This window comes from Streptomyces tanashiensis (assembly GCF_014648895.1).
Lineage (GTDB): Bacteria > Actinomycetota > Actinomycetes > Streptomycetales > Streptomycetaceae > Streptomyces > Streptomyces tanashiensis.
The window spans coordinates 1-21983 of sequence record NZ_BMRZ01000021.1; the positions used below are offsets into that span (position 1 = coordinate 1).

Sequence of the window (21983 nt, forward strand, 5' to 3'; positions counted from 1 at the left end):
CGCTACGAGGGCAGCGAGTTCGGGTACGGCGGCGAGACCGCCAACTACCCGCGCCTCGTCCTGACCTTCGGCCGTCAGGGCGTCGACCTCTCCGCCCCGACCACCATCCACGACACCGGCGCCGAGCTGAACTGGTCCGCCTACCAGGACAAGGACACGGTCGGCACCGGCGACGACATCGTCGAGTACCAGGTCCACCGCTCCGTCAGCCAGACCTTCACCCCCTCCGCCGCCACGCTCGTGGCACCGGTCGCGCCCGGTACGACGTCGTTCACGGACACCTCCGCGACGCCGACGAAGGCCGACGACGCCGATCCGTTCGGCCGCGCGTACTACTACATGGTCGCGGTCAGGACGAAGGACGGGCAGGTCGTCGCCGCGCCCACCCAGCTCGTACGCCTGCCGAAGGCCGGCCGCACGACGAAGGTGTTCGCCGCGACGCAGGACACCACCCTCTCCTCGGCCCGTACGACGCTCACGCACGACACCATCGACGACAGCGGCCCGAAGAACTGGCTGTCCGTCGGCAACAACTCCGCGACGTACGGCGACACCCGCGCCCTGCTGAAGTTCCCGGCCCTCGGCATTCCCCCCACGGCCCGGGTCCTGGACGCGAACGTCCGCCTCTGGTCCACCCAGACCGCCCAGGACACCACGGGTGCCGTCTACGAGCTCCGGCCGCTGACGCGTGACTTCGACGAGTCCACCGCCACCTGGGTCAAGGCCGACGCGAGCACGAACTGGACGACGGCGGGCGGCGACTTCGGCGCCGTGACCGCCGACACCGGGGCGATGACCAACGACCCCGCGCGCCACGACTGGAACGTCACCTCTCTGGCGCAGTCCTGGGTGACCACCCCGGCCTCCCAGAAGGGCGTCGTCCTCAGGATGGCCGACGAGGCCGCTTCGCAGGAGCGCACCCTGTTCCTGTCGTCCGAAGGCACCGAGTCGAGGCTCGCGCCCAGGATCGTGGTCACGTACATCGACTCCACCACGGACTCGACGTACTACGCGCCGCAGACCCCCGCGCGCATGACCCCGAACTCCGACTACACGGTCGACTTCACCCTGACCAACACCACGGCGTCCACCTGGAACTCGGCGGACCACGTCCTCACGTACAAGTGGACCCTGCCCGACGGCACCGACGTCACCACGGGCGGCAACCAGGTCCAGACGGCGCTGCCGGCGGACGTCGCCCCGGGCGGCTCGGTCGGCCTGCAGGCGCAGGTGAAGACCCCGATCAACTCGGACAACGGCAACAAGCGCACCGACTACGTGCTCACCTGGGACGTCTACAACAAGACGGCCGGCACCTGGACCTCGGGCACTTCCGGCATCCCCGGTCTGCAGCAGAACGTGGCGGTGGAGGACCCCACGTCCAACACCCTGGGCCTGGAGAAGTTCTACGGCTACACCGGCAAGAACACCGGCGCCGGCGCCAGCCTGATGAACAACCTCGCCTCCGGCAACGCGGTGTGGTCGTACAACGCGTTCAACAACCCCGGCCGGGGTCTGAACACGTTCTTCCGGGTGGCCTACAACAGCCTGGACACCTCCGACACGGTCTCCGGCGCGGGCTGGTCCATGCAGGCGTCGGGGCCGGTCCGGCTCGGTGCGCCGCTGGCGTTCCACCCCAAGCCCAACCCCACGGAGGTGCGCCTGCCCGACGGCGACGGCACCACCCACGTGTTCCGCTGGGACTCGGCCACGAGCGCGTGGAAGGCGCCGGCCGGTGTGCACTACAAGCTGACCGCCAAGGCGGGTCTGGACTGCACCCCGCTGAAGGACCCGGTCCCGGACGCCTGGACGATGATCCGTCCCGACGGGAGTCGCTTCCTGTTCGGCTGTGACGGCTACCTGACCTCCACGGTGGACAAGAACGGCAACACGATGCTGTTCACCTACGAGGAGCGGAAGTCCAACAACAAGCCGACCAAGTTCCTGAAGTACATCACCGACCCCGCGTCGCGGCAGACGCTCACGGTGGACTACTTCACGAAGGGCGACAACTCCTACGAGTACGTCTCGGGCACCGGCACCATCGTCACGGGCTCGAACCTGACCAACTCCAAGATCTACGACCACATCAAGTCGGTCACCGACGTCTCCGGCCGTAAGATCAACTTCTGGTACACCGACAAGGGTCTGCTCGGCCAGTTCACCGACGGCGTGGGCTCCTCGCAGCCGAAGGTGTTCAAGTTCGCCTACGACGCCACGCAGGGCAACAAGAACGTCAAGCTGGTGACGGCCACCGACCCCCGGGGCAACGCCACCAAGCTCGACTACTACGCCCCGAAGACCGGCGACGACCCGAAGTACCACTGGTGGACCAAGACCATCTCGGACCGGCTGAACAACAACACGTCGTTCGCCTACCAGGCGGACACGGCGAACCCCAAGTTCACCGACACCAAGGTCACGGACGCCGAGTCGCACTCCACGGACTACGTCCTGGACGACTTCGGCCGCCAGGTGAAGTCCACCAACGCCAAGTCCGAGCCCATGGAGATGTCCTGGGACGCGGACAACAACGTCATCCTCATGAAGGAGGCGAACGGCTCCCAGACCACCTGAACGTACGACCAGAAGACCGGCAACCCGCTGACGATGAAGGACGCGGAGGCCAACAAGAACGGCACCGCGGCGACGGTCTACACGTACCAGACCCGTGCGGACGGCTTCTCGGCCGATCTGGCCACCAAGACCTCTCCGGAGGGCCGCAAGTGGCAGTTCGGCTATGACGCCTTCGGCAACCTGAAGACGGTCACCGACCCCCTGGGCGCCTCCACCACCTCGGTGCCGGACGACTACACCACCACGTACGCCTACGACGCCTACGGGCAGTTGACCAAGGCCACCGACGCCAACGGCAACGCCACCGTCAACTCCGACTTCGACGTCATGGGCTACCCCCGGACGATCACCGACGCGGAGAGCCACGCCACCTCGTTCGTCTACGACGAGCGCGGTCAGGTCACCTCGGTGACCGACGCACTGGGCACCACCACCACCCAGACCTACGACGCCTTCAAGCGTCCGCTGGTCAACAAGCTGCCCAAGCAGCAGGCGCAGGGGGTGTTCATCACCACTCCGGCCCCGGTGTACGACGCCAACGACAACGTCACCACCAGCACCGCCGCGGACGGCGTGGTGTCCACCGCGGTCTATGACTCCGCGGACCAGGTGACCCAGGCGACCGGCCCGGACAACAACCTGAGCGGTCGCACGACGCGCTACACGTACGACAAGGTCGGCAACCTCAAGACCACGACCGAGCCCAAGGGCGTGGCGACGACCTCCGTCCCGGACGACTACACCACCACCAACACCTACAACGAGATCTACCAGCTCATGGCGGTGGTGAACGCCCAGGGCGACAAGGTCTCCTACGAGTACGACAACGTCGGCAACGCGGTCACGGTCATCGACCCGAAGAAGAACGCCACCGCCGACACCACCGACTACACCAGCAAGAGCTCCTTCGACCTCAACCACCGCGTCACCAAGGTCACCGACGCGGCGGGCAAGTTCACCACGCGCGAGTACGACAAGGACTCGCTGGTGGTCCGGAGCACCGACAAGGAGGGCAACACCAGCGAGATCGTCTACGACCAGCGCGGCAAGACGATCGAGCAGCGGGTCCCCTACTCGGGCAGCACCCTTCGCACCACGAAGTACGAGTACGACCAGATGGGCAACCCCACCAAGGTGATCAGCCCGCGGGGCACCGCCACCGCGGCCGTGGACGACTTCACCAGCCGCACCGAGTACGACAAGCTCAACCGCCCGGTCAAGCAGTTCCAGCCCTACGACCCGGCGGACGCGCGCTACAACGACCCCAACGTCTACACCCAGACGACGTACGACGTGGTCGGCCGCGTCTCGCGGGTCTCCGCGCCGCCGTCGGCGGGTCAGACGGTCCGCAGCGACACCGACTACACGTACTTCGACAACGGTTGGACCAGGACGTCCACCGACCCGTGGGACATCGTCACCTCCTACGGCTACAACCAGACCGGCCAGCAGGTCTCGCGCACCCTCACCTCCGCCGGGGGCTCGACCTCGCGGACCCAGGGCTGGGCGTACTACCCCGACGGCAGCCTCCAGGCCCGCTCCGACGACGGCGTCCCGGTCGGCGCCCACGTGGTGGTGGCCGACAACTCCGACACCCAGACCACCGCCGCGACCGGTACCTGGGCCACGGCATCGGCCACCGGCCAGCAGGGCTACGACCACCGCACGCACGCGGCCGGGGTGTCGACGGACACGTTCACCTGGACTCTGAACGTCCCGCAGGACGGCAGCTACACCGCCTACGCGAAGTACCCGACGACCTCGGGCGCCTCCACGGCGGCGAAGTACACCGTCACCCACGACGCCGGCACCACCGTCAAGACGGTCAACCAGACCACCGGCGGCGGCACCTGGGTCTCCTTGGGCTCGTTCACCTTCAAGCAGGGGATCGCGTCCAAGATCACCCTGGGGACCGACGCCTCCGGCAAGGTCGTCGCCGACGCCGTGAAGATCGTCCGCACCGCCACCGAGACGGACAACGAGAAGAAGAACTTCACCTACGCGTACGACCTCAACGGCAACCTCACCTCGATCGCGGACACCTCCTCGGGTGCCAAGATCGACACGTACGCGATGACCTACACCGGGCTGAACCAGGTCCAGAAGGTCAGCGAGTCGCTGTCCGGCGTCGAGAAGAAGGCCACGTCGTTCACGTACGACGCCAACGGCCAGAAGCAGACGACGACGCACCCGGACCAGTACGCGCAGTACATCTACGACCTGCGTGAGCTGGTCAAGACGGTGAAGGTCGGCAAGTCCCCCTCGGACGCCTCGCCGAAGACCACCGACTACACGTACACCGACCGCGGCCTGCGGCTGAAGGAGACGAAGGCCAACGGCAACACGGTCGACTACACCTACTACCTGAACGCGGCGCTGAAGACCCAGAACGAGAAGAAGCCCAACGGCACCCTGGTCTCCTCGCACACCTACGCCTACGACGCCAACGGCAACCAGGCGCAGGACGTCGCGTCCAAGATGAACGCCGACAACCACGGCGCGTACCTGAACTCCACCACGGACTACACCTACGACCCGGTCAACCGGCTCGCCCAGTCCGTGAAGACGGGAACCGGCGCGGGCACCGAGACCTACGTCCACGACGCCAACGCCAACGTCGTCACCCAGACGATCAAGAACGTCACGACCACCTACACCTACGACCGCAACCGGCTCCTCAGCTCGAGCATCGGTGCCGCGAGCAACAGCTACAACTACGACCCGTACGGGCGACTGGACACGGTCGTCGCGGGCGGCAAGGTCGTCGAGGACCGGGACTACGACGGCTTCGACCACGTGGTCAAGAACGCCAAGCTGCAGACCGACGGGGTCACGACGAAGACCACCACCTACGTCTTCGACCCGCTGGACCGCACGGCATCCAAGACGGAGGCCGGCAAGACCACCGACTTCAACTACCTCGGTACCTCCAGCGAGGTTCTCAACGAGGCCGTCGCCGGCGAGGTCACCAAGTCGTACCAGTACAGCCCGTGGGGCGAACGCCTGACGCAGCTGAAGAAGAACACCGACGGCTCCGAGGAGCTCGGCGTCTACGGCTACAACGGCCACACCGACGTCGAGACCCTCACCGACACCAGCGGTGACACCAAGTCCACCTACGGCTACACCGCCTACGGCAGCAACAACGACGCCGAGTTCACCGGCATCGACAAGCCCGACACGGCCCAGCCGGACAAGGAGGCGTACAACCCCTACCGCTTCAACGCGAAGCGCTGGGACGCCGCGAGCGGCACCTACGACATGGGCTTCCGTGACTACAGCCCCGGCCTGAACCGCTTCACCAGCCGGGACATGTACAACGGCGCCCTGTCCGACATGCGGCTGGGATCGGATCCCTTCACGGGGAACCGTTACGCCTTCACCGGCGGCAACCCGATCAGCGGCGTCGAGATCGACGGTCACGATTGGTGCGAAGGAGGCTCCTTCTGCCCCTGGGACGACAACTTCGCCTCGGCTTGGGTCGGCACCGTCACGACGGTCGCGGACACGCTCGCCAGCCCCGTGATCGCCGCGGAGCCGATCCTTCGGGAGCACTGCCCCAGCTGCTTCGGGACGCCCGGCAACCCCAATGGCGTGGACCTGGGATTCGAGTGGGTCGCGGGCACCGGCCCCAAGAAGCGGGACTTCGGCGGAAACGACGCCTTCACGCAGTCGCTGATGGACCACTACCACGTCCAGCGCGTGCGGGAGATCGCGGCCGACAACATCAACGGCGGCAACTACAATCTGGGTGCGCCGGTCAAGCAGCGCTACAACAAAGACACGAAGATGACGGAGAACAATGGTCTGAATCACTCGCTGAACTCCAAGACCGTCTTCATGGACTTCACGTCGAACATGTCCGCGGCGTTCCTCGGTTCCTACACCATGGACTACACGGTCCAGTCGGTCGACAAGGAGGCGGGGACGGCGACCGTTCAGTTCCATGTGAAGAACAACAGCGACATGAACTCCGGAACGCATATCGCTCCCGAGCTCGGCGGGTACAGCCCGTGGTGGGACAAGAACATCGCCGGCCCCCTCAACACGTACTACCAGTCCGGGCGTTTCAGCGAGAAGGAGCAGAACATCACGTGGACGGAGACGTTGGACCTCGCCGACCCCAAGGCCCCGTCGCAGTCCTCGTCCTCCTCGTCGTCTGAGGGATCGAGCAGCCTGCTGGACACCGTGACAAGTTTCCTGGGCAGCCTCTTCTGACGGCAGGCCGAATCGCTCGTTCCCGCCGGCCGACCGGTCGGGACGTGCTGTGAGAAACGGCGGGGCTGCCTCCCCGGGGATCCCCGGGGAGGCAGCCCCGCCGCCCGGAGCGACAGGAAGTAGATGGAGTGAAGCACAACATACTTCGCATCGGTGCAGTCCTTGCGACTGCCACGTTGACGGCAATCGCCTCGACCGCCTGCAAGGCAGGCGAACCCGCCCCTGTCTTCCCGAAGGCCGTACAGCATTCCGAATTGGTCGGCCGCTGGGACGGGGACAAAGAATGCGGCTCTCCGGTCGTTCGACTACGTGACGATTACACCTTCACCGCCAAGGATTTTCCGGTCGCATGGGACGGCCCCGGGCCGGACTCGAAGGTGACGCGCCGTTCAGCCGACGGGAAATGGCATGCGGTCAACGACGATCCCGGCCTGGCACCCTATCTGATCCTTCGCTTCGAGAATCGGAAGGACCATGAGTTCCTGCCGTTCACACTGGAGCAGGGAAAGCTGCAGATGAACGGGAGTGTCGTGGCGGACGGCGGGGATCCCTATGCCTACCCGTGTCATTTCAGGCGCACTTCCGCCGACCCCGACTTCGGCCGATAGCGAGCCTGCCCGAAGGCACGCACTGGGGTGACGGCGGCCGTTGACGGGCGAGGTCGGGTCCCGGCACACGGGCTCAGGTCGTCGGGGCCCAGAGCCCCTCGGCCTCGCCGCGGGCGAGGTGCTCGGCGTACACGGCGACCTTCCAGGTGATGACGGAGCGGCACTCCTCCAGCGCCTGGATCTGGGCGTCGACGCGCTGCCGGTGGGCATCGAGGAGTCGCAGACGCTCCGCCTCGTTGCCCGGGCCGTGCCGCACGAGCTCCGCGAACCGCTTGAGGTCGGCCAACGGCATTCCGGACTCCCGTAGCTTGACGCAGATCAGGAGCCAGTCGACATCCGAGGTGGTGTACCGCCGCCGCCCGCCGGAGGTGCGTCGGACCGGTCCGACCAGCAGGCCTTCGCGCTCGTAGAAACGCAGCGCGTGCACGCTCAGTCCGGTCCGCTCGGCCACCTCGCCGATGCTCAGTGGTTCCGCAGGGGTCTCGGTGGTCGCCATGCGTGCCAGCTTAGGACTTGATCTAGACCTCACTCCAGCTCGTAGCGTCGTCGGCATGACCACCAATGAACAGCAGCCGCTCGGCTCGCCCTTCTCCGCCACCAGCCCCGTCCAGGACATCACCGCCGGCCTCGATCTCTCCGGCACGAGCGCCGTCGTCACCGGGGGCTACTCCGGACTCGGCCTGGAGACCACCCGTGCCCTGGCAGCCGCCGGAGCCCAGGTCCTCGTCCCCGCACGGCGCCCGGACATCGCCCGCGCCGCGCTCGCGGACGTGGAGGGATGCGAGGTCATCCCCATGGACCTGGCCGATCTCGACAGTGTGCGCGCCGGCGCGGCACGGATCAGCAGCTCCCTGACCAGGATCGACCTGCTCATGGCCGTCGCCGGAGTCATGGCCACCCCCGAACGGCATGTGGGGCCCGGCTGGGAGAGCCAGCTCGCCGCCAACCACTTCGGACACTTCACCCTCGCCTGTGAGCTCTACCCGCTCCTGGCCGCCGGCCGTGCCCGCGTCGTGGTCAACAGCTCCGCCGGCCACACCCTGACCGACATCCGCTGGCACGACCCGCACTTCCGTACCGGCTACGACAAGTGGCTGGCCTACGGTCAGGCCAAGACCGCCAACGCCCTCTTCGCCGTCCACCTCGACGCCCTCGGCCGCGGCGACGGCGTCCGCGCGTTCGCGCTCCACCCGGGCAAGATCATCACGGGGCTGCAGCGGGAGATGGCACTCCAGGAGCAGATCGACCGCGGGTGGGTGGACGAGCACGGCAACGTGATCGGCACCGGCTTCAAGACCCCGGCCCAGGGCGCCGCCACCGGCCTGTGGGCCGCCACGTCCCCCCTCCTCGACGGCCGCGGCGGCCTCTACCTGGAGGACTGCGACATCGCCGGCGTGTCCGCTCCCGACGCTCCCATGGACGACGGCGGCGTCCGCGCCTACGCCATCGACCCGGATGCGGCCGCGCGGCTGTGGGACCTGTCCCTGGCCGCGACCGGTGCCACGCCGATCGCCCGCTGACCCCCGGCGCACCACACTGCGGCCCTCACGGTCGAGAGCCGGCCTCGCTCGGTCCCGCTACGAGGTGGCGTCCTCGTCCTGCAGGATGCGGGTGATCTCGTCCAGCTTGTCGAGCCCGGCCTGGACGGCTTCGAGTTCGTCCCCCAGAGCCGTGAGATCGAGCGGACGGGTGCCCGCGTCGTCGGCGGCCCGGAGGGAAACGAGCATGGAGCCGCGCTCCGCGGCCGCTTCCAGACGCAGGGCCGTCGCTTCGATGGTGGCCGTCATGAGGTCCCTGAGGTCCGCGAGGCGTGTCAGGGAGGCCAGTCGTTCGGCGACCGCACGGACGGAGGCACGCTTGGCCTCGCGGACCGGACCGGGGGTGGCGGCCGCCGCCTCCTTCGCCAGTCGGCGCTCGTCTCGGCGCAGTGCCTCCCGGTCCGTACCCGCCGTGGTGGCGTCGATGACGCCCACCACGTCCGCGCGCGTGCGCAGTTGGTCCGCCGCGGCACGGATCCGGGTGGAGGCGTTGGCGAGTGCCTGGGTGAGGGTGGGATCGGTGCTGCCGCGGCGGTGGCGGTCCAGTTTGGCCGCGGCCTCGGACGCCCGGGTCAGCCAGTGGCGCGTGTCGGCGGGGATGGTCCGGTCCCGGGCGGACGACGGCTCGTCCGGGGCGGAGCGCGGTGCCGGTGTGCGGCCGAGACGGTCCGCCGCCGCGTGAGTAGCCCAGGTGAGGGCGCCGATCACGGCGCCGAACGCCGGAGCGGCCCAGGAGGCGGCCCCGGCCAGGGCTGCCACTCCGGCGCCGGCCATGCCGAGCGCGACGCCCGCGCCGGCGCCGACGGCCCGGGAACGCCGGCCGTGTCCGGCCATGGGGATCACTCCTCTCGGGTCAGAAGTTGCTGATGACGGAGAGCATCACCTTGTCGATGAGTGCGGGGTCACGTGCGTCGTAGGCATCGGCCTTGGACGCCTTGGCGATCTTCTCCAGGGTGGCGAAGTCCGCCTGCTCGCTGAAGGCGACGGTGAAGACGCGGACGGAGCGTTCCAGGTTCTTGGCGTCGATGTCGCGCAGGAGGGAGGCGAGGTCGTTGTCGGCCGGGTATTCGTTCCTGCCGTCGGTGAGGAGGACGACAGCGTTGATCCGGTCGGTGTCGAGGTCGGCGAGCACGGCGCGCTGCGCGGCGCGGACGGTCGAGTACAGCGCCGTGCCTCCCTCCGCGTGCAGCCCGTTGACGGCTCCGACGAGTTGCGCCTTGCCGTCGGCGATGCGGCGCGGCGGAAGGATCCGCAGATACGGTTCGGTCCGGCCGTCCCTCTCGGTGGAGAACGCCCACAGGCCGACCTCGTCGTCGGGGTGGTACAGGTCAAGTGCCCTCACCGCGGCGGCCTTCGCCGCTTCCAGGCGGCTGCGGCCGTATCCGGCGGGCTGGTTCATGGACCCGGAGACGTCCATGATCATGACCACCCGGGCCTTCCTGCGCAGGTCGTCCCAGCTGTCGAGGATCCGCCCGAGGACCGCGGGCGCGGGCGGGTCGATCAGGGACAGCTTCTCGGTGGAGGAGAGTCCGACCGACGCCGCCAGCTCCTTGCCCGCCACACCCTCGTGGTCGCGGAAGCCGAGCTGCTGGAAGCGGCGCTGCTGGTCCTTCTCCAGCAGGAAGCGCTGGAAGTCGGCGGCCGCGGCCTTCTGCTGCGCCGTGGCGGAGGGCAGGACGATGAACGGGTGGTCCATCATGAGCGTGCCGTCGGACGGATGCACGGCCACCAGCGGAACGCTCGGCTTCCTCCCCTTGCCGATCTGCCGTGTGTCACCCGTGGGACTGCCCTGGTTGTAGAGGTGGATCAGCTGCTCCTGGACCGGGACGGCGCTCGTGTACGACAGCGCTCGGCCGGCGGCGTCGGCTTCCGCGAGATTGGCCATGTAGACGGTCGCGTCCGACGCGTAGTGCAGGACACCGCCCTCGACGGCGGCCACGAACGCGCGCGCCTTCGGGTTCTGGACGTCCTTCTCGGTCAGGTCGCCGGAGCGGCCTGTCGCGGCGTAGAACGCGGCCACGGTGGAGGCCAGTCCGGAGGTGGAGGTGTGCGGGTTGTCCTTGCCCAGGTGGAAGGGGCCCCACTCGGGGTGACCGAACGCGCCCCAGCCCTTCTCGGTGAGGGTCAGCACGTCCTTCCAGCCGACCCGCTTCTCCGGCCAGCCGAGCGCCTCGGCCATCGGACGCGGCATGCCGATGGCCAACGGGCTGGTGGCCAGGGACTCGGGCTTGGCAACGGTCAGGGCGCGGTCGGCCGCTGTGGTCCTCCGTGTGAGCAGCGTCAGCCAGAGGGAGGAACTCGGGGTCCACACCTGCGGCTCGGCCATCCCGTCCCGCTTCTCGTCCCAGCCGGCCGCGAGCGCCTCCATCGCCGCACCGGACGCCAGCTCCCGGACCTTCACCTCGGCGCACTCGCCGTCGCCGAACTCGCGCCCCGCCGCTCCGTAGTCCTTGGCCAGGTCGGAGAGCAGCTCCGCCTTCTCCGTGGACGACGTCACCATGAGCCGTACGGAGCAGTCCCGGCCCCCTCCCCCTGTCACCGCCCGGACGACGAGGAAGGTGGCCAGGATCGACGTGAGGCCCACTCCGACCGTGACCCACAGGGTCCAGCGTCGCGATCTGTACGGGTACTGGCTCATGTCCGTTCCCCCATCTTCGGTACGCCGATCCCGCCGGCTTCCCTCGACGCGCCCTCGCGGCACCACGGGCTCGCCGAGCTTGAAGCTTCGCAACTCGCCTGCTGTGTAGGATTGTTGAACGATTCTCCTAGAGACGCAACCCCGTGGAGAGGCTTGTGCTTCTCCGTCGGCCAGGCCCGCGAAACCGCAGGGTCCTCGTTGCGGGAACCCGCAGGGCGAAGGCTGCGGAAAGCCGGGCCGCCCGGGTGGTTTACCTCGTGTCCCCTCCCTTTTCCCGTGACTAGCGTTCCACTCGCCGCAGAACGGCAGCCGCTCCGGCGGTCTCCGCAGCAGGGGAAGGGAACCAGGACGTGCGAAGGAAACCAGCAACTGTACGGATCGCGCGATGGAGCGCCACGCATCCGTGGTCCGCCATCGGTCTCTGGGTGGTCTTCGTCGTGCTCTGTCTCTTCCTGGGCGGAGCCGCCGGCACGAACCAGATCAGTGACGAGGAGTCGGGCGTCGGCGAGTCCGGCCGCGCCGGCCGGATCACCGCCTCGGGGCACTTCACCGAGAAGCCCGAGGAGAACGTCCTCATCACCGCGTCGAACGGCGGGAAGCTGGACCCCGCCACCGCACGGCAGGCGGCCGAGGAGCTCACCGGGAAGATGAGGGCCCTGCCCGAGGTGGAGGGCGTCGGCACCTCCTTACCCTCCCCCGACGGCAAGGCCCTGCTGCTCCCCGTGACCATGAAGGGCGACACGGAGAACGCCGACACCCGGGTCCAGCCGCTGCTCGACGCGAGCGCCGCGACCGAGAAGGCCCACGAGGGCATCAGGATCGACCAGATCGGCACCGGCTCCACCGCCAAGGGACTCGGCGAGACCCTCGGCGCGGACTTCGAGAAGGCCGAGCTGATCAGCCTTCCGCTGACCCTGCTGATCCTGCTCGTCGTGTTCGGCGCGATCATCGCCGCCGGTGTTCCGGTGCTGCTCGCCCTGTCCTGCGTCGGTGCCGCGATCGGCCTGTCGACCCTGGCCTCGCACGTCCTGCCCGAGACCAGCGCGGTCGGCAACGTCATCCTGCTCATGGGCATGGCCGTCGGCGTCGACTACTCGCTCTTCCACCTGAAGCGGGAGCGGGAGGAACGCCGGAAGGGCGCCTCGCACCTCGACGCCATCGAGATCGCCGCCGAGACCTCCGGGCACACCGTCGTCGTCTCCGGCACCACCGTCATCGTGTCGATGGCCGGTCTCTACCTGGCCCAGGAGGCCACCTTCGCCTCCCTGGCCACCGGGTCGATCATCGTCGTGGCCGTCGCCGTCCTGGCCTCGCTGACCGTGCTCCCCGCGCTCCTCGCCAAGCTCGGCCGCTGGGTCGACCGGCCGAAGGTGCCACTCCTGTGGCGGCTCACCATGCGCTCCCACGAGTCCCGCGTCTGGCCCGTACTCCTGCGCCCCGCCCTCGTACGGCCCGCTCTCACCCTCGCGGTCTCCGTCGGCGCGCTGCTCGTCCTCGCCCTGCCCGCCCTCGACATGAAGCTGAAGCAGCCCGGCTCCGACGACCTGTCACGCGACATCCCGGTCGTGCAGGCCATGGACCGGCTGACCTCCGCGTTTCCCAGCAAGGGCACCGTGCACCAGGTGGCCGTCAGGGCCCCCGCCGCCCGGGCCGGCGAGGTCGAGACCGCGCTCAAGATCCTGCTCCGCCGCACCGAGGGACAGGAGCTGTTCGCCCACGACCGGACGCCCGCCATCCGCGCGTCCGCCGACCAGCGCGTGCACACCGTCGCCGTCGGCACACCGCACTCACCGAAGAGCGACGGGGCACGCGAATCCCTCGCACTGCTGCGGGACTGGGTGCCCCAGGCGCTCGCACCCGTCCAGGACGCCGAGGCGGCGGTCGGCGGCAAGGTCGCCCAGGGGGTCGACTTCACCGGCCACCTGGAGGACCGGATGCCATGGGTGGTGGGCTTCGTCCTGCTCCTGACCTTCGCCACCATGGCCGTCATCTTCCGCTCCCTGGCCGTGGCGCTCTCCGCGATCCTCCTCAACCTGCTGTCGGCGGCGGCCTCCTTCGGTGTCCTGGTCGCGGTCTTCCAGCACACCTGGGCGGAGGGAGCGCTCGACTTCCACAGCTCCGGGGCGGTCGTCTCCTGGCTCCCGCTCTTCCTCTTCGTGGTGCTGTTCGGACTCTCGATGGACTACCACGTGTTCGTCGTCAGCCGGATCCGGGAGGCCGCCCTCGACGGGGCGGAGGTCCGCGACGCCGTCCGCGACGGCATCACCCGCTCCGCCGGCGTCGTGACCAGCGCGGCGATCGTCATGGTGGCCGTGTTCGCGATCTTCGGAACGCTCAGCATGGTGGAGTTCAAGCAACTGGGCGTAGGCCTGGCGGCGGCGATCCTGCTCGACGCCGTGGTGATCCGCGTCTACGTCCTGCCCGCCCTGATGACGGCCCTCGGCCGGTGGAACTGGTGGCCGGGCAGGATCGACCCCGCCCACCGGGGCAAGCACGCGGCCGGCTCCGACGACACCAGGCAGCCGCGCCTGCCGCAGCCGGTCCGGGCGGGTGCCCGCCCGCAGGGCTCGTACGGCCCGCCGCACGGCTGGACACAGCCCGGGCAGCCGGGCCACGACGGCCGGCCCGACCCCTACCAGCCGTAGGCGGGTCCCTCCGACGAGGAGGAGGGGAGGTACCCGCCATCCCCCTCGGGGATCTCCCCCTCCTTCTTCCTCTCTCCTCTCCGTCCGGGCCCTCAGGTCGCGTTGAGCGCCGTGGTCGGGTCGAGGCGGGAGGCGCGGACGGCTGGGTAGAGGCCCGCCAGGGCGCCGATGGCCAGGGTGGCCGCGAGACCGCCGCCCAGCGACCACGGCGGGACGACCGGTGTCCAGCCCTGCACCAGGGCGAAGCCGTGGGTCGCCGCCGCCCCCAGGACCGCGCCCGCCAGTCCGCCGAGGGCGGACAGCAGGAGCGACTCGGTGAGGAACTGCAGCCGGACGGCGCCCCGGGTGGCCCCGAGGGCGCGGCGCAGCCCGATCTCCTGACGCCGTTCCAGTACCGACACCACCATCGTGTTCGCGACACCGACACCGCCCACGAGCAGGGCCACGGCCCCGAGGCCCAGCATCAACGCGGTGAGGCCCTTGTCGGTGGCGGCCTTCGCGGCGAGGGCGTCGGAGGGCCGTGAGACCTTGACCCCGACCGGGTTGCCGGGGCTGACGGTCCGGGCGAGCACGGCGCGCACGTCCTCGACGGTGGAGTCCGGTGAGCGCTCGAAGACCGTCGACGGGTGCCCGTCGAAGGCGAAGTAGCGTTCGGCGGCCGGGAATCCGACGAGCGCCACCCGGTCCAGGTTCGGGACCAGCTCGATCGGTTCGAGGATTCCGACCACGACGACGTACTCGTCGTTCATCATGATCTTCTCGCCCGGCTCGGTCACACCGAGCCGCCGCGCCGCGACCGCTCCGAGGACGGTCACCGGGAGGCGTTCGTTCGCCCGGTTGAGCCACACCCCACGGCTCACCTTCGCGCCGAGCGCGGTCAGCAGGTCGGGACGGGCGGCCTGCGCGGTGACGCCCGCCGTCCGCTCCTCGGGCACGACGTCGCTGCGGCGGATCCGCGCGTCCACGTCGCCGGTGGCCGTCGCGTGCTGGACCGGGCCGATGCGCTGGACCATCGCGACCGCGTTCTTGGGCAGGGTGACCTCCTGGCCGTAGGGGTCCCGGCCGGCCTCGGCCGTCAGCAGGTTGGTGCCGAGGCGGTCGAGGCGGCTCATCAGGTCGGCGCGGCTGGAGGTCGACAGACCGACGACGGCGATCATGGTCGCGATGCCGATGGCGATGCCGAGCGCGGACAGGACCACCCGGGTACGGCGGGTCCGCAGGCCGATGGCTCCGGTGCGCAGGACGTCACGGGCGGACAGGCGCGCGGGCCGCAGGGGTACGGGGCTCTTCACGCTCCCACCTCCGGCAGACGCGAGCCGGCCCGTCCGGAGTCGTCCACGACCTCGCCGTCGCGGAAGCGCACCCGCCGGGGCAGCGAGTCGGCGATGTCGTGGTCATGGGTGATGACGCACACGGCCGTACCGGCGGCGTTCAGCTCGTGCAGGAGCTCCATCACGATCTTCCCGGACGCGGTGTCGAGGGCCCCCGTCGGTTCGTCGGCGAGCAGCAGGTCCGGCGCTCCCACGAGCGCCCGGGCGATGGCGACGCGTTGCTTCTCGCCGCCGGAGAGCTCGGTGGGCCTGTGACCGAGGCGGTGCCCGAGCCCGACCCTTTCCAGCGCGGTACGGGCCCGTGCGCGGCGTTCCCGCAGGCCGACGCCCGCGTAGAGCAGCCCGTCGCAGACGTTGTCGACGGCGTCGCGCCCGGCGGACAGGTGGAAGTGCTGGAACACGAAGCCGATGTGCCGGGCCCGCAGCGCGGACAACCGGGCGTCCGACAGCGCCCCGACGTCCCACCCGGCGACGTGGACCGTGCCGGTCGTGGGCCGGTCCAGGGTGCCCATGATGTTCAGCATGGTCGACTTGCCGGAGCCCGAGGGGCCGACGATGGCGAGGAGTTCGCCCGCCTCGACGGTCAGGTCCACCGCGCGCAGGGCGTGCACCGGTCCGGGGTGGGTCTTCGAGGCACCCCGGAGTTCGACGACCGGAGGCACGGAGGCGGCGCCGGCCACCGCGCCGCGAGGGGCGACCCCGCCGGCGGCGTGCGGGGCGGCGGACGGGACCCGGCCCGGGACCGCACCCGGAGTAACGGCCGGGATCGTGTCAGAGGCCGCGGCCGGGATCGCGTCAGCGGCTCCGTCCGGGACCGCGGAACGACGGCGTGCGATCACGGAGCCGCCACCCCCACCCGCATCCCTTCACGCAGCTGGGCGCCCTTGACCTCGATCTTCCCGTCGGCCGTCATGCCCGTCTCCACCCGCACCATGCGGGTGGCAGCGCCCTCGACGACCTCCAGCCCGTAGCCGCCGTTCGCGCCGCGCAGCGCCACCACCGCCTCGACGGGCACCACGAGCACGCCCTTCCTGCTCTCGCTCACGAACTTCACGCTCGCGGTGGCCCGGGTGTCCTCGCCCGGAGGCGTCCCGTCGTCGAGGGTCACCTCGACGGTGATCCCCTCGCGGCCGCCCCCGGCCGCCTCCCCGCCCCCGGACCCGTCGTCGCCGGGCCGTACGGTGCCGGTCACCTTCCCCCGTACCGTCGTCCCGCTGGGCAGCGTCACCTCGACGCGGGTGCCCGGCGCGGTCAGCGGCGCGTCCGACTGGTCGAGGGCGGCCCGTACGACGGGCCGGGGCGAGGCGACCGTGAGCACCGCCTTGTCGGGACCGACCTGGTCGGCCAGAGCGGCATCCGCCGAGACGACCCTGACGCCGCCCGGCTGGAAGACCACGTGTCCCTTGCCGACCCGCCCGGTCGGCTCCCGGTTCAAGGACTTCTGCCACCGCTTGACGGCGGCCTCCGTCGCCGCGTCGTACCGCGGGTCCACGTACATGCCGCGGCCGAACCCGAGGTCGCGCAGGTTGCGTTCGAGCTGGAGGACGTCGGTGCCCCGGTCGCCGGTCCGCATCTCGCGGAACATCGGCACCGGCCCGTACAGCAGGGTGACGGGCTTGTCGTCCAGCTCGTACAGCGCCTGCCCCTGGCGTACGGTCGTGCCCTCCTCGGCCGCGACGGTGACCGTGCCCGCGACCGCCGCCTTCACCGGCCGCCGGCCCGCGTAGTCGAGCCGTCCGTCGACGGTCTTGCTGCTCACCAGGTCGGTCCGTACGACGGTGGTGGTGGCGGGCGGCAGTCCCGCCCCGCCGCCCGCGGGCTCGGCCTCCGGCCCGGTGGCGAGGACGAAGGCCCCGGCACCGCCCGCGAGGGCCACGGTCAGCGCACCGCCGACGAGAAGTGTCCGGCGCCGCGTCACTGCATACCGTCCAGGCCGTCGAGAAGCTTGTCCTTGCAGGCCGCGACGGCCTGCTTGTACGCCGGGGAGTCACGGTCGAAGGACGGGCTCGCCGGGTTCGGATCGCCGCCCGGGATCACGTTGCCACCGGACATCGTCGGGTTCTGGAACCGCGACACGCCGTGTGAGCGCATGCACTGGGCGTGCGCGAGCATCGACTCGTACTCCGTCTGCGTGTCGCGCTCGGGCTCCTGCTGCGACGCCGCGGTCATCTCGGCCACGCAGACGCCGTTCTTGCCGCCCTTGGACACCTCGGGGTACGTGGGGCTCAGCTCGTCGATCTTCGTCCAGTCCAGGTAGCCGCTCAGCTTGGGGTCGGGGAACTCCTTGACGCCGCCCTTGCCGCGCATGCACCGCACGTACGTCATCTGCGCGTCGTAGAAGGCACCCTTGCCGCCGGCCGCCGACGAGCCGCCGTCGCCGGAGCCGCTCGGGGTGGCGGCAGAGGCCGTCGGCTCGTCGGGGACGGTGGCCACGCCGGCGTCCTTGACCCCGGCGTCGGTGCCGCAGGCGACAGCGAGCGAGAGAACCGGAAGGGCGAGCAACGAGGCGAGAACGGCACGGGACCGGCGGCGGGTACGGAGTCGCACGCGGGCGTCGCGGTCGGTGGCGCTCGAGGGGTTCGAGGCGTTCATGGTGTTCGAGGTCATGCGGACGACCCTCAGGCCCGCACATGATGGTCTCTCCCCCGCCGTTCCATGAACACGTAACACCACATGATGAGAACGTAACAATGCCGCTGGCCTGCGTATCCGAGCCTTGATCCGGGGCTTCGAAACGGAATCCTCGCCCATAATCGGACGCATGCCCCATGTGCTTCTCATCGAGGACGACGCCGCCGTGCGCGACGGCATGGAACTCGTCCTGCGCCGACACGGCTACGACGTCGACACCGCGGCCACCGGTGAGGAAGCCCTCGACCTGCTCGACAGCACCGCCGGGAAGGCGGTGGAGCTCGCCGTGCTCGACCTCATGCTGCCCGGCATCGACGGCTTCGAGGTCTGCCGCCGCCTCCGCGCCCGTTCCACCCTGCCCGTGATCATGCTCACGGCCCGCGGCGACGACTCCGACATCGTCCGCGGCCTGGAGGCCGGCGCCGACGACTACGTCGTCAAGCCCGTCACCGCCCCCGTCCTGGAAGCCCGCATCAAGGCCGCACTGCGCCGGGCCGAGCCGCAGCCCGCGCACCCCGAGCGATCCGAGTACACCGGACTCGTCCTCGACCGCGCCGGACTGACCGTCACCAAGAACGGCGACCCCGTCCCCCTGCCGCCCATCGAGCTGCGGCTGCTCCTGGAGCTCTCCGCGTCGCCCGGCCGGGTCCTCAGCCGGGAGCAGCTCCTCGAACGGGTCTGGGACCATGACTTCCTCGGGGACTCGCGCCTCGTCGACGCGGCCGTGGGGCGACTGCGCGCCAAGATCGAGGACGAGGCGGCGCGCCCGCGCTACATCCAGACCGTCCGCGGCTTCGGCTACCGCTTCGGCCCGATATGAACCCGCCCCGCCGCACGCCGCCCGGCCGCGAGTCCCGGGGCGGGCGCCGCCCCCGCGGACCGTGGCTGGGGAGCCTGCGCACCCGCCTGGTCGTCACGTTCGTCCTCGTCACCCTGACCGGCTCCGCCACCGCCACCGCGCTCGCCTACCGCGAGGCGCGCACCGCCATCCTCAAGCGCGCCCAGGACTCCTTCCAGCACAACCTCCACGACCGCGTCACCACCCTCGCGCCCGACATCGACCTGCCGCCGACCGAACGCGGCCTCACCGAACTCTCCGAGCGCGTCTCGCAGAGCCTCGACGGCGCCCCGCTCGTCATCAGCCGCTACCGCGAGCTCCAGGGCGTCTCCGACACGCTCGCCGACCAGAGCAGGATCACCCCGCAGCTGCGCGAGGCGGTCCGCACGCGCGGCACGATGAGCTTCCAGCGCGTCACCCGCCACGACATCCCGTATCTGGCCGTCGGCACACCCGTCACCTTCGCCGACGACGGCCGGGCCTCGGGCCTGGAGATCTACGCCGTCGCCTCGCTGCGGCCCGAGCAGGACGACACGGCGGCACTGCTCACGGCGGTACGGGACGGCGTCGCCCCCGTCGTCCTGCTCTCCGCCCTTCTCGCCCTGCTCTCCGCACGAGCCGTCCTGCGCCCGGTGCGCGACCTGGGGCGGGCGACCCGGAAGCTGGCCGAGGGGGACCTCTCGATCCGGGTGACCGTGAAGGGCCGCGACGAACTCGGCAATCTGGCCCAGGACTTCAACGAGACGGCCGACGAACTCCAGTCCTCGGTCACCCACCTGCGCGACCAGGAGGAGCGTGCCCGGCGCTTCGTCGCCGACGTCTCCCACGAACTGCGCACCCCGCTCGCGGCGATGACCATGGTGGCCACCGTCCTGGAGGAGGACGCCGACCAGCTCCCGCCCGACACGGCCCGTGCCGCCCGCACGGTCAGCGCCGAGACGGCGAAGCTCTCCCGCCTGGTCGACGACCTGATGGAGATGTCCCGCTTCGACTCCGGTGCGGCCCGCCTGACCCTCACCGACACCGACCTGGCCGAGGCGATCCGGGCGAGCCTGGCCCTGCGGGGCTGGACGGACGAGGCGCAGGTCGACCTCCCCGACGGCGTACGCGCCCCGCTGGACCGCCGCCGCCTCGACGTGATCATCGCCAACCTGGTGGGCAACGCGCTCCGGCACGGCGCACCCCCGGTGACCCTCGCGCTCACGACCACCGGGCACACGGCGGTCGTCACCGTCGCGGACCGGGGCCCCGGCCTCTCGGCCGACGCACTCACCCACGTCTTCGACCGCTTCTACAAGGCGGACGCGGCACGCACCCGCTCCGAAGGCAGCGGCCTCGGCACCGCCATATCCCTGGAGAACGCCCGCCTGCACGGCGGCACCATCGAGGCCGCGAACCGCCGGGACGGCGGCGCCGTCTTCACCCTCCGCCTGCCCCTGCCCGCGACCGAAGCGGAGGCCCGCACCCCATGACCCGCAGACCTGCCGCCCTGATGCTGCCGGCGGCCGCGCTGGCGGCCGTACTGACGTCCTGCGGAGTGCAGCCGAGCGGAGTGATCGGCGCGGGCGAACCGCCGACCGGCCTCACCAAGGGCCTCCGCCTCTACTTCGTCTCGCCGGCGGGTCACCTCGAAGGCGTCTCGCGCCCCGACGCGCAGATCACCGGCCTGGACGCGGCGCTCAAACTCCTGGTCTCGGGCCCCACCGAGCCCGAGCAGAAGCGGGGCCTGACGACCCTGGTCAGCAGGATCTCCTACGACACCACGGCGGAGGCCACCCGCGTGACCCTGCGCTCTCCGGGTACCACCTTCTCCGGCAACCGCCGGGACGACCTGATCAACGGCCAGCTCGTCTGCACCCTTGCTCGCGCCCAGTCCACCCTCCACCCCGCGATCCGCCCGGACGACGTCCAGGTCACCCTGATCGGCGACGGCCGGCCGGTGGGCCCGTACCGGTGCTCCCAGTTCATGGGCGGCTAGGGCGCTGCGGCATACGATCCGTCGATGAACGCTTCTGTCACGCTCCATGCCGCCGCGACGCCGACCGCTCCCGCTCTCACCCTTCGCCCCTGGTGCGCGCAGGACGTCGCCGCGCTGGTCGACGTGTACCGGGACCCCGATCTGCGGCGTTGGGCGAGTGCTCCGATCGAGAGTGCGGACGATGGGCTGCAGTGGGTGCGGGCCCAGGAGCGGGGCTGGGCGACGGGCGCCCGGTTCGGCTTCGCCGTCGTCGAGGAGCCCCTGGATGCGGCACCGCCGCGGTTGGTGGGCAACGTGGTGCTCAAGGGAGCCGGAACCGGCAAGCCTTCCGCCGAGGTCGGCTACTGGACGGCGGCACAGGCGCGGGGGCGGGGCGTGGCCCCTCGGGCCCTGGGGGCGCTCACCGACTGGGCCTTCGACGCCTTCCAGGCGGACGGTCTGGAAGGCCTTGAACTTCTCCACCAGGTCGACAACCTGGCATCCTGCCGCGTCGCCGAGAAGAGCGGCTTCGCGTGGGACAGGATCCTTCCGTCGGCTCCGCCCGCCTACCCGCTCGACGGACATCTGCACATACGGCGGCTGCCCCGGTGACGAGGTCTACCGCCACTCCTCTCTCGCGGCGAGGGGTGCGCCTGTGCTCGCCGCACGCGACTGCATCCTTCGGCCTACCGTGTTCTCGGCCCTGGGGAGGATGATCTTGCGGCACCGCCGCGAGAGGGTTGATCCGTGCGAACAACCATCGGATACACCGTCGAAAGCATCGGCTACGTCATAGGAGCCCAGGGGCTTGTCAGCTTCGCTTCGCAGACCTTCGTCGGCACGGAGTGGGGCTGGTTGCACAAGGTCGTCGACCTTCCGTCCGCGGCCTACCTGGGCATCCTCGCCGTGGGGCTCGCGCTCATCGCCGTGGGGGTGAGGACGCGGAAGCAGCCGCGTCGGCCTTCTCTGCAGGGATGAGCCCGGACACATGGGACCTGGCCC

The 21983-nt window shown here is 70.2% G+C and carries 15 protein-coding genes and 1 pseudogene; 9 read left to right on the forward strand and 7 right to left on the reverse strand.

Translation table 11 applies throughout. The features are described 5' to 3' along the window. Together IE237_RS41820 and IE237_RS36175 are read left to right on the forward strand one after the other, a co-directional pair. Nucleotides 1-6018: pseudogene (locus tag IE237_RS41820) on the forward strand (golvesin C-terminal-like domain-containing protein); the annotation flags it as partial. A 905-nt stretch (nt 6019-6923) separates the two neighbouring features. After that, on the forward strand, nt 6924-7403 hold the full coding sequence (locus tag IE237_RS36175) for a hypothetical protein (RefSeq protein ID WP_189806428.1): 480 nt from the start codon (nt 6924-6926) through the stop codon (nt 7401-7403). A gap of 73 nt (nt 7404-7476) precedes the next feature. Here the strand turns inward: IE237_RS36175 and IE237_RS36180 are convergent, their stop codons facing one another. Further along, nucleotides 7477-7899 carry a MerR family transcriptional regulator gene (locus IE237_RS36180; RefSeq protein ID WP_189806429.1) on the reverse strand — a complete coding sequence of 141 codons (423 nt, stop codon included), beginning with the start codon at nt 7897-7899 and terminating at the stop codon, nt 7477-7479. Nucleotides 7900-7954: 55 nt separating this feature from the next. On the opposite strand from IE237_RS36180, the gene IE237_RS36185 reads away from it, so the two are divergent. Next, nucleotides 7955-8923 (forward strand): SDR family NAD(P)-dependent oxidoreductase, encoded by a 969-nt coding sequence (locus IE237_RS36185; RefSeq protein WP_189806430.1) that lies wholly within the window; start codon nt 7955-7957, stop codon nt 8921-8923. 57 nt (nt 8924-8980) lie between these two features. Here the strand turns inward: IE237_RS36185 and IE237_RS36190 are convergent, their stop codons facing one another. Next, nucleotides 8981-9775, reverse strand: a complete 795-nt coding sequence (locus tag IE237_RS36190; protein ID WP_189806431.1) for a hypothetical protein — start codon at nt 9773-9775, stop codon at nt 8981-8983. A 19-nt stretch (nt 9776-9794) separates the two neighbouring features. Further along, nucleotides 9795-11579: a vWA domain-containing protein gene (locus IE237_RS36195; RefSeq protein WP_189806432.1), complete on the reverse strand. Its 1785-nt coding sequence runs from the start codon at nt 11577-11579 to the stop codon at nt 9795-9797. Between the two features lie 350 nt (nt 11580-11929). Here IE237_RS36195 and IE237_RS36200 point away from each other — a divergent pair, with 350 nt between their 5' ends. Then, a complete protein-coding gene (locus tag IE237_RS36200) occupies nt 11930-14224 on the forward strand; it encodes an MMPL family transporter (protein WP_189806433.1) in 2295 nt (764 codons plus the stop codon). Between the two features lie 92 nt (nt 14225-14316). Here IE237_RS36200 and IE237_RS36205 read toward each other — a convergent pair whose 3' ends face one another. From IE237_RS36205 to IE237_RS36220, 4 genes are all read right to left on the reverse strand, one after another. Then, nucleotides 14317-15516: an ABC transporter permease gene (locus tag IE237_RS36205; RefSeq protein WP_189806434.1), complete on the reverse strand. Its 1200-nt coding sequence runs from the start codon at nt 15514-15516 to the stop codon at nt 14317-14319. Further along, the gene (locus tag IE237_RS36210) at nt 15513-16235 is read right to left on the reverse strand and encodes an ABC transporter ATP-binding protein (protein WP_189806532.1); all 723 of its coding nucleotides are present in this window, start codon (nt 16233-16235) and stop codon (nt 15513-15515) included. The genes IE237_RS36205 and IE237_RS36210 overlap by 4 nt, the downstream gene beginning before the upstream one ends. A 155-nt stretch (nt 16236-16390) precedes the next feature. Beyond that, entirely contained in the window at nt 16391-17473 is a 1083-nt protein-coding gene (locus IE237_RS36215; protein ID WP_189806435.1) for a peptidoglycan-binding protein, read from the reverse strand. Next, nucleotides 17470-18162, reverse strand: coding sequence for a hypothetical protein (locus tag IE237_RS36220; RefSeq protein ID WP_229843889.1), 693 nt, complete (start codon nt 18160-18162; stop codon nt 17470-17472). The genes IE237_RS36215 and IE237_RS36220 overlap by 4 nt, the downstream gene beginning before the upstream one ends. Before the next feature lie 154 nt (nt 18163-18316). On the opposite strand from IE237_RS36220, the gene IE237_RS36225 reads away from it, so the two are divergent. The 5 genes from IE237_RS36225 (at nt 18317) to IE237_RS36245 (ending at nt 21959) form a co-directional block, all read left to right on the forward strand. Continuing rightward, a complete protein-coding gene (locus IE237_RS36225; RefSeq protein ID WP_189806436.1) occupies nt 18317-19006 on the forward strand; it encodes a response regulator in 690 nt (229 codons plus the stop codon). Continuing rightward, nucleotides 19003-20496 (forward strand): ATP-binding protein, encoded by a 1494-nt coding sequence (locus IE237_RS36230; protein ID WP_189806437.1) that lies wholly within the window; start codon nt 19003-19005, stop codon nt 20494-20496. The genes IE237_RS36225 and IE237_RS36230 overlap by 4 nt, the downstream gene beginning before the upstream one ends. Beyond that, on the forward strand, nt 20493-21002 hold the full coding sequence (locus tag IE237_RS36235; RefSeq protein WP_229843890.1) for a hypothetical protein: 510 nt from the start codon (nt 20493-20495) through the stop codon (nt 21000-21002). The genes IE237_RS36230 and IE237_RS36235 overlap by 4 nt, the downstream gene beginning before the upstream one ends. Nucleotides 21003-21026: 24 nt before the next feature. Continuing rightward, a complete protein-coding gene (locus tag IE237_RS36240; protein ID WP_189806438.1) occupies nt 21027-21593 on the forward strand; it encodes a GNAT family N-acetyltransferase in 567 nt (188 codons plus the stop codon). A gap of 135 nt (nt 21594-21728) precedes the next feature. Then, nucleotides 21729-21959, forward strand: coding sequence for a hypothetical protein (locus tag IE237_RS36245; RefSeq protein ID WP_189806439.1), 231 nt, complete (start codon nt 21729-21731; stop codon nt 21957-21959). The last annotated feature ends 24 nt before the right edge of the window (nt 21960-21983 follow it).

What these genes read in the sequence shown, in the direction of transcription:
- IE237_RS36180 (WP_189806429.1), bottom strand. Translation starts at nt 7,899, where the DNA reads ATGGCGACCACCGAGACCCCTGCGGAACCACTGAGCATCGGCGAGGTG.
- IE237_RS36185 (WP_189806430.1), top strand. Translation starts at nt 7,955, where the DNA reads ATGACCACCAATGAACAGCAGCCGCTCGGCTCGCCCTTCTCCGCCACC.
- IE237_RS36190 (WP_189806431.1), bottom strand. Translation starts at nt 9,775, where the DNA reads ATGGCCGGACACGGCCGGCGTTCCCGGGCCGTCGGCGCCGGCGCGGGC.
- IE237_RS36195 (WP_189806432.1), bottom strand. Translation starts at nt 11,579, where the DNA reads ATGAGCCAGTACCCGTACAGATCGCGACGCTGGACCCTGTGGGTCACG.
- IE237_RS36220 (WP_229843889.1), bottom strand. Translation starts at nt 18,162, where the DNA reads ATGACCTCGAACACCATGAACGCCTCGAACCCCTCGAGCGCCACCGAC.
- IE237_RS36225 (WP_189806436.1), top strand. Translation starts at nt 18,317, where the DNA reads ATGCCCCATGTGCTTCTCATCGAGGACGACGCCGCCGTGCGCGACGGC.
- IE237_RS36230 (WP_189806437.1), top strand. Translation starts at nt 19,003, where the DNA reads ATGAACCCGCCCCGCCGCACGCCGCCCGGCCGCGAGTCCCGGGGCGGG.
- IE237_RS36235 (WP_229843890.1), top strand. Translation starts at nt 20,493, where the DNA reads ATGACCCGCAGACCTGCCGCCCTGATGCTGCCGGCGGCCGCGCTGGCG.
- IE237_RS36240 (WP_189806438.1), top strand. Translation starts at nt 21,027, where the DNA reads ATGAACGCTTCTGTCACGCTCCATGCCGCCGCGACGCCGACCGCTCCC.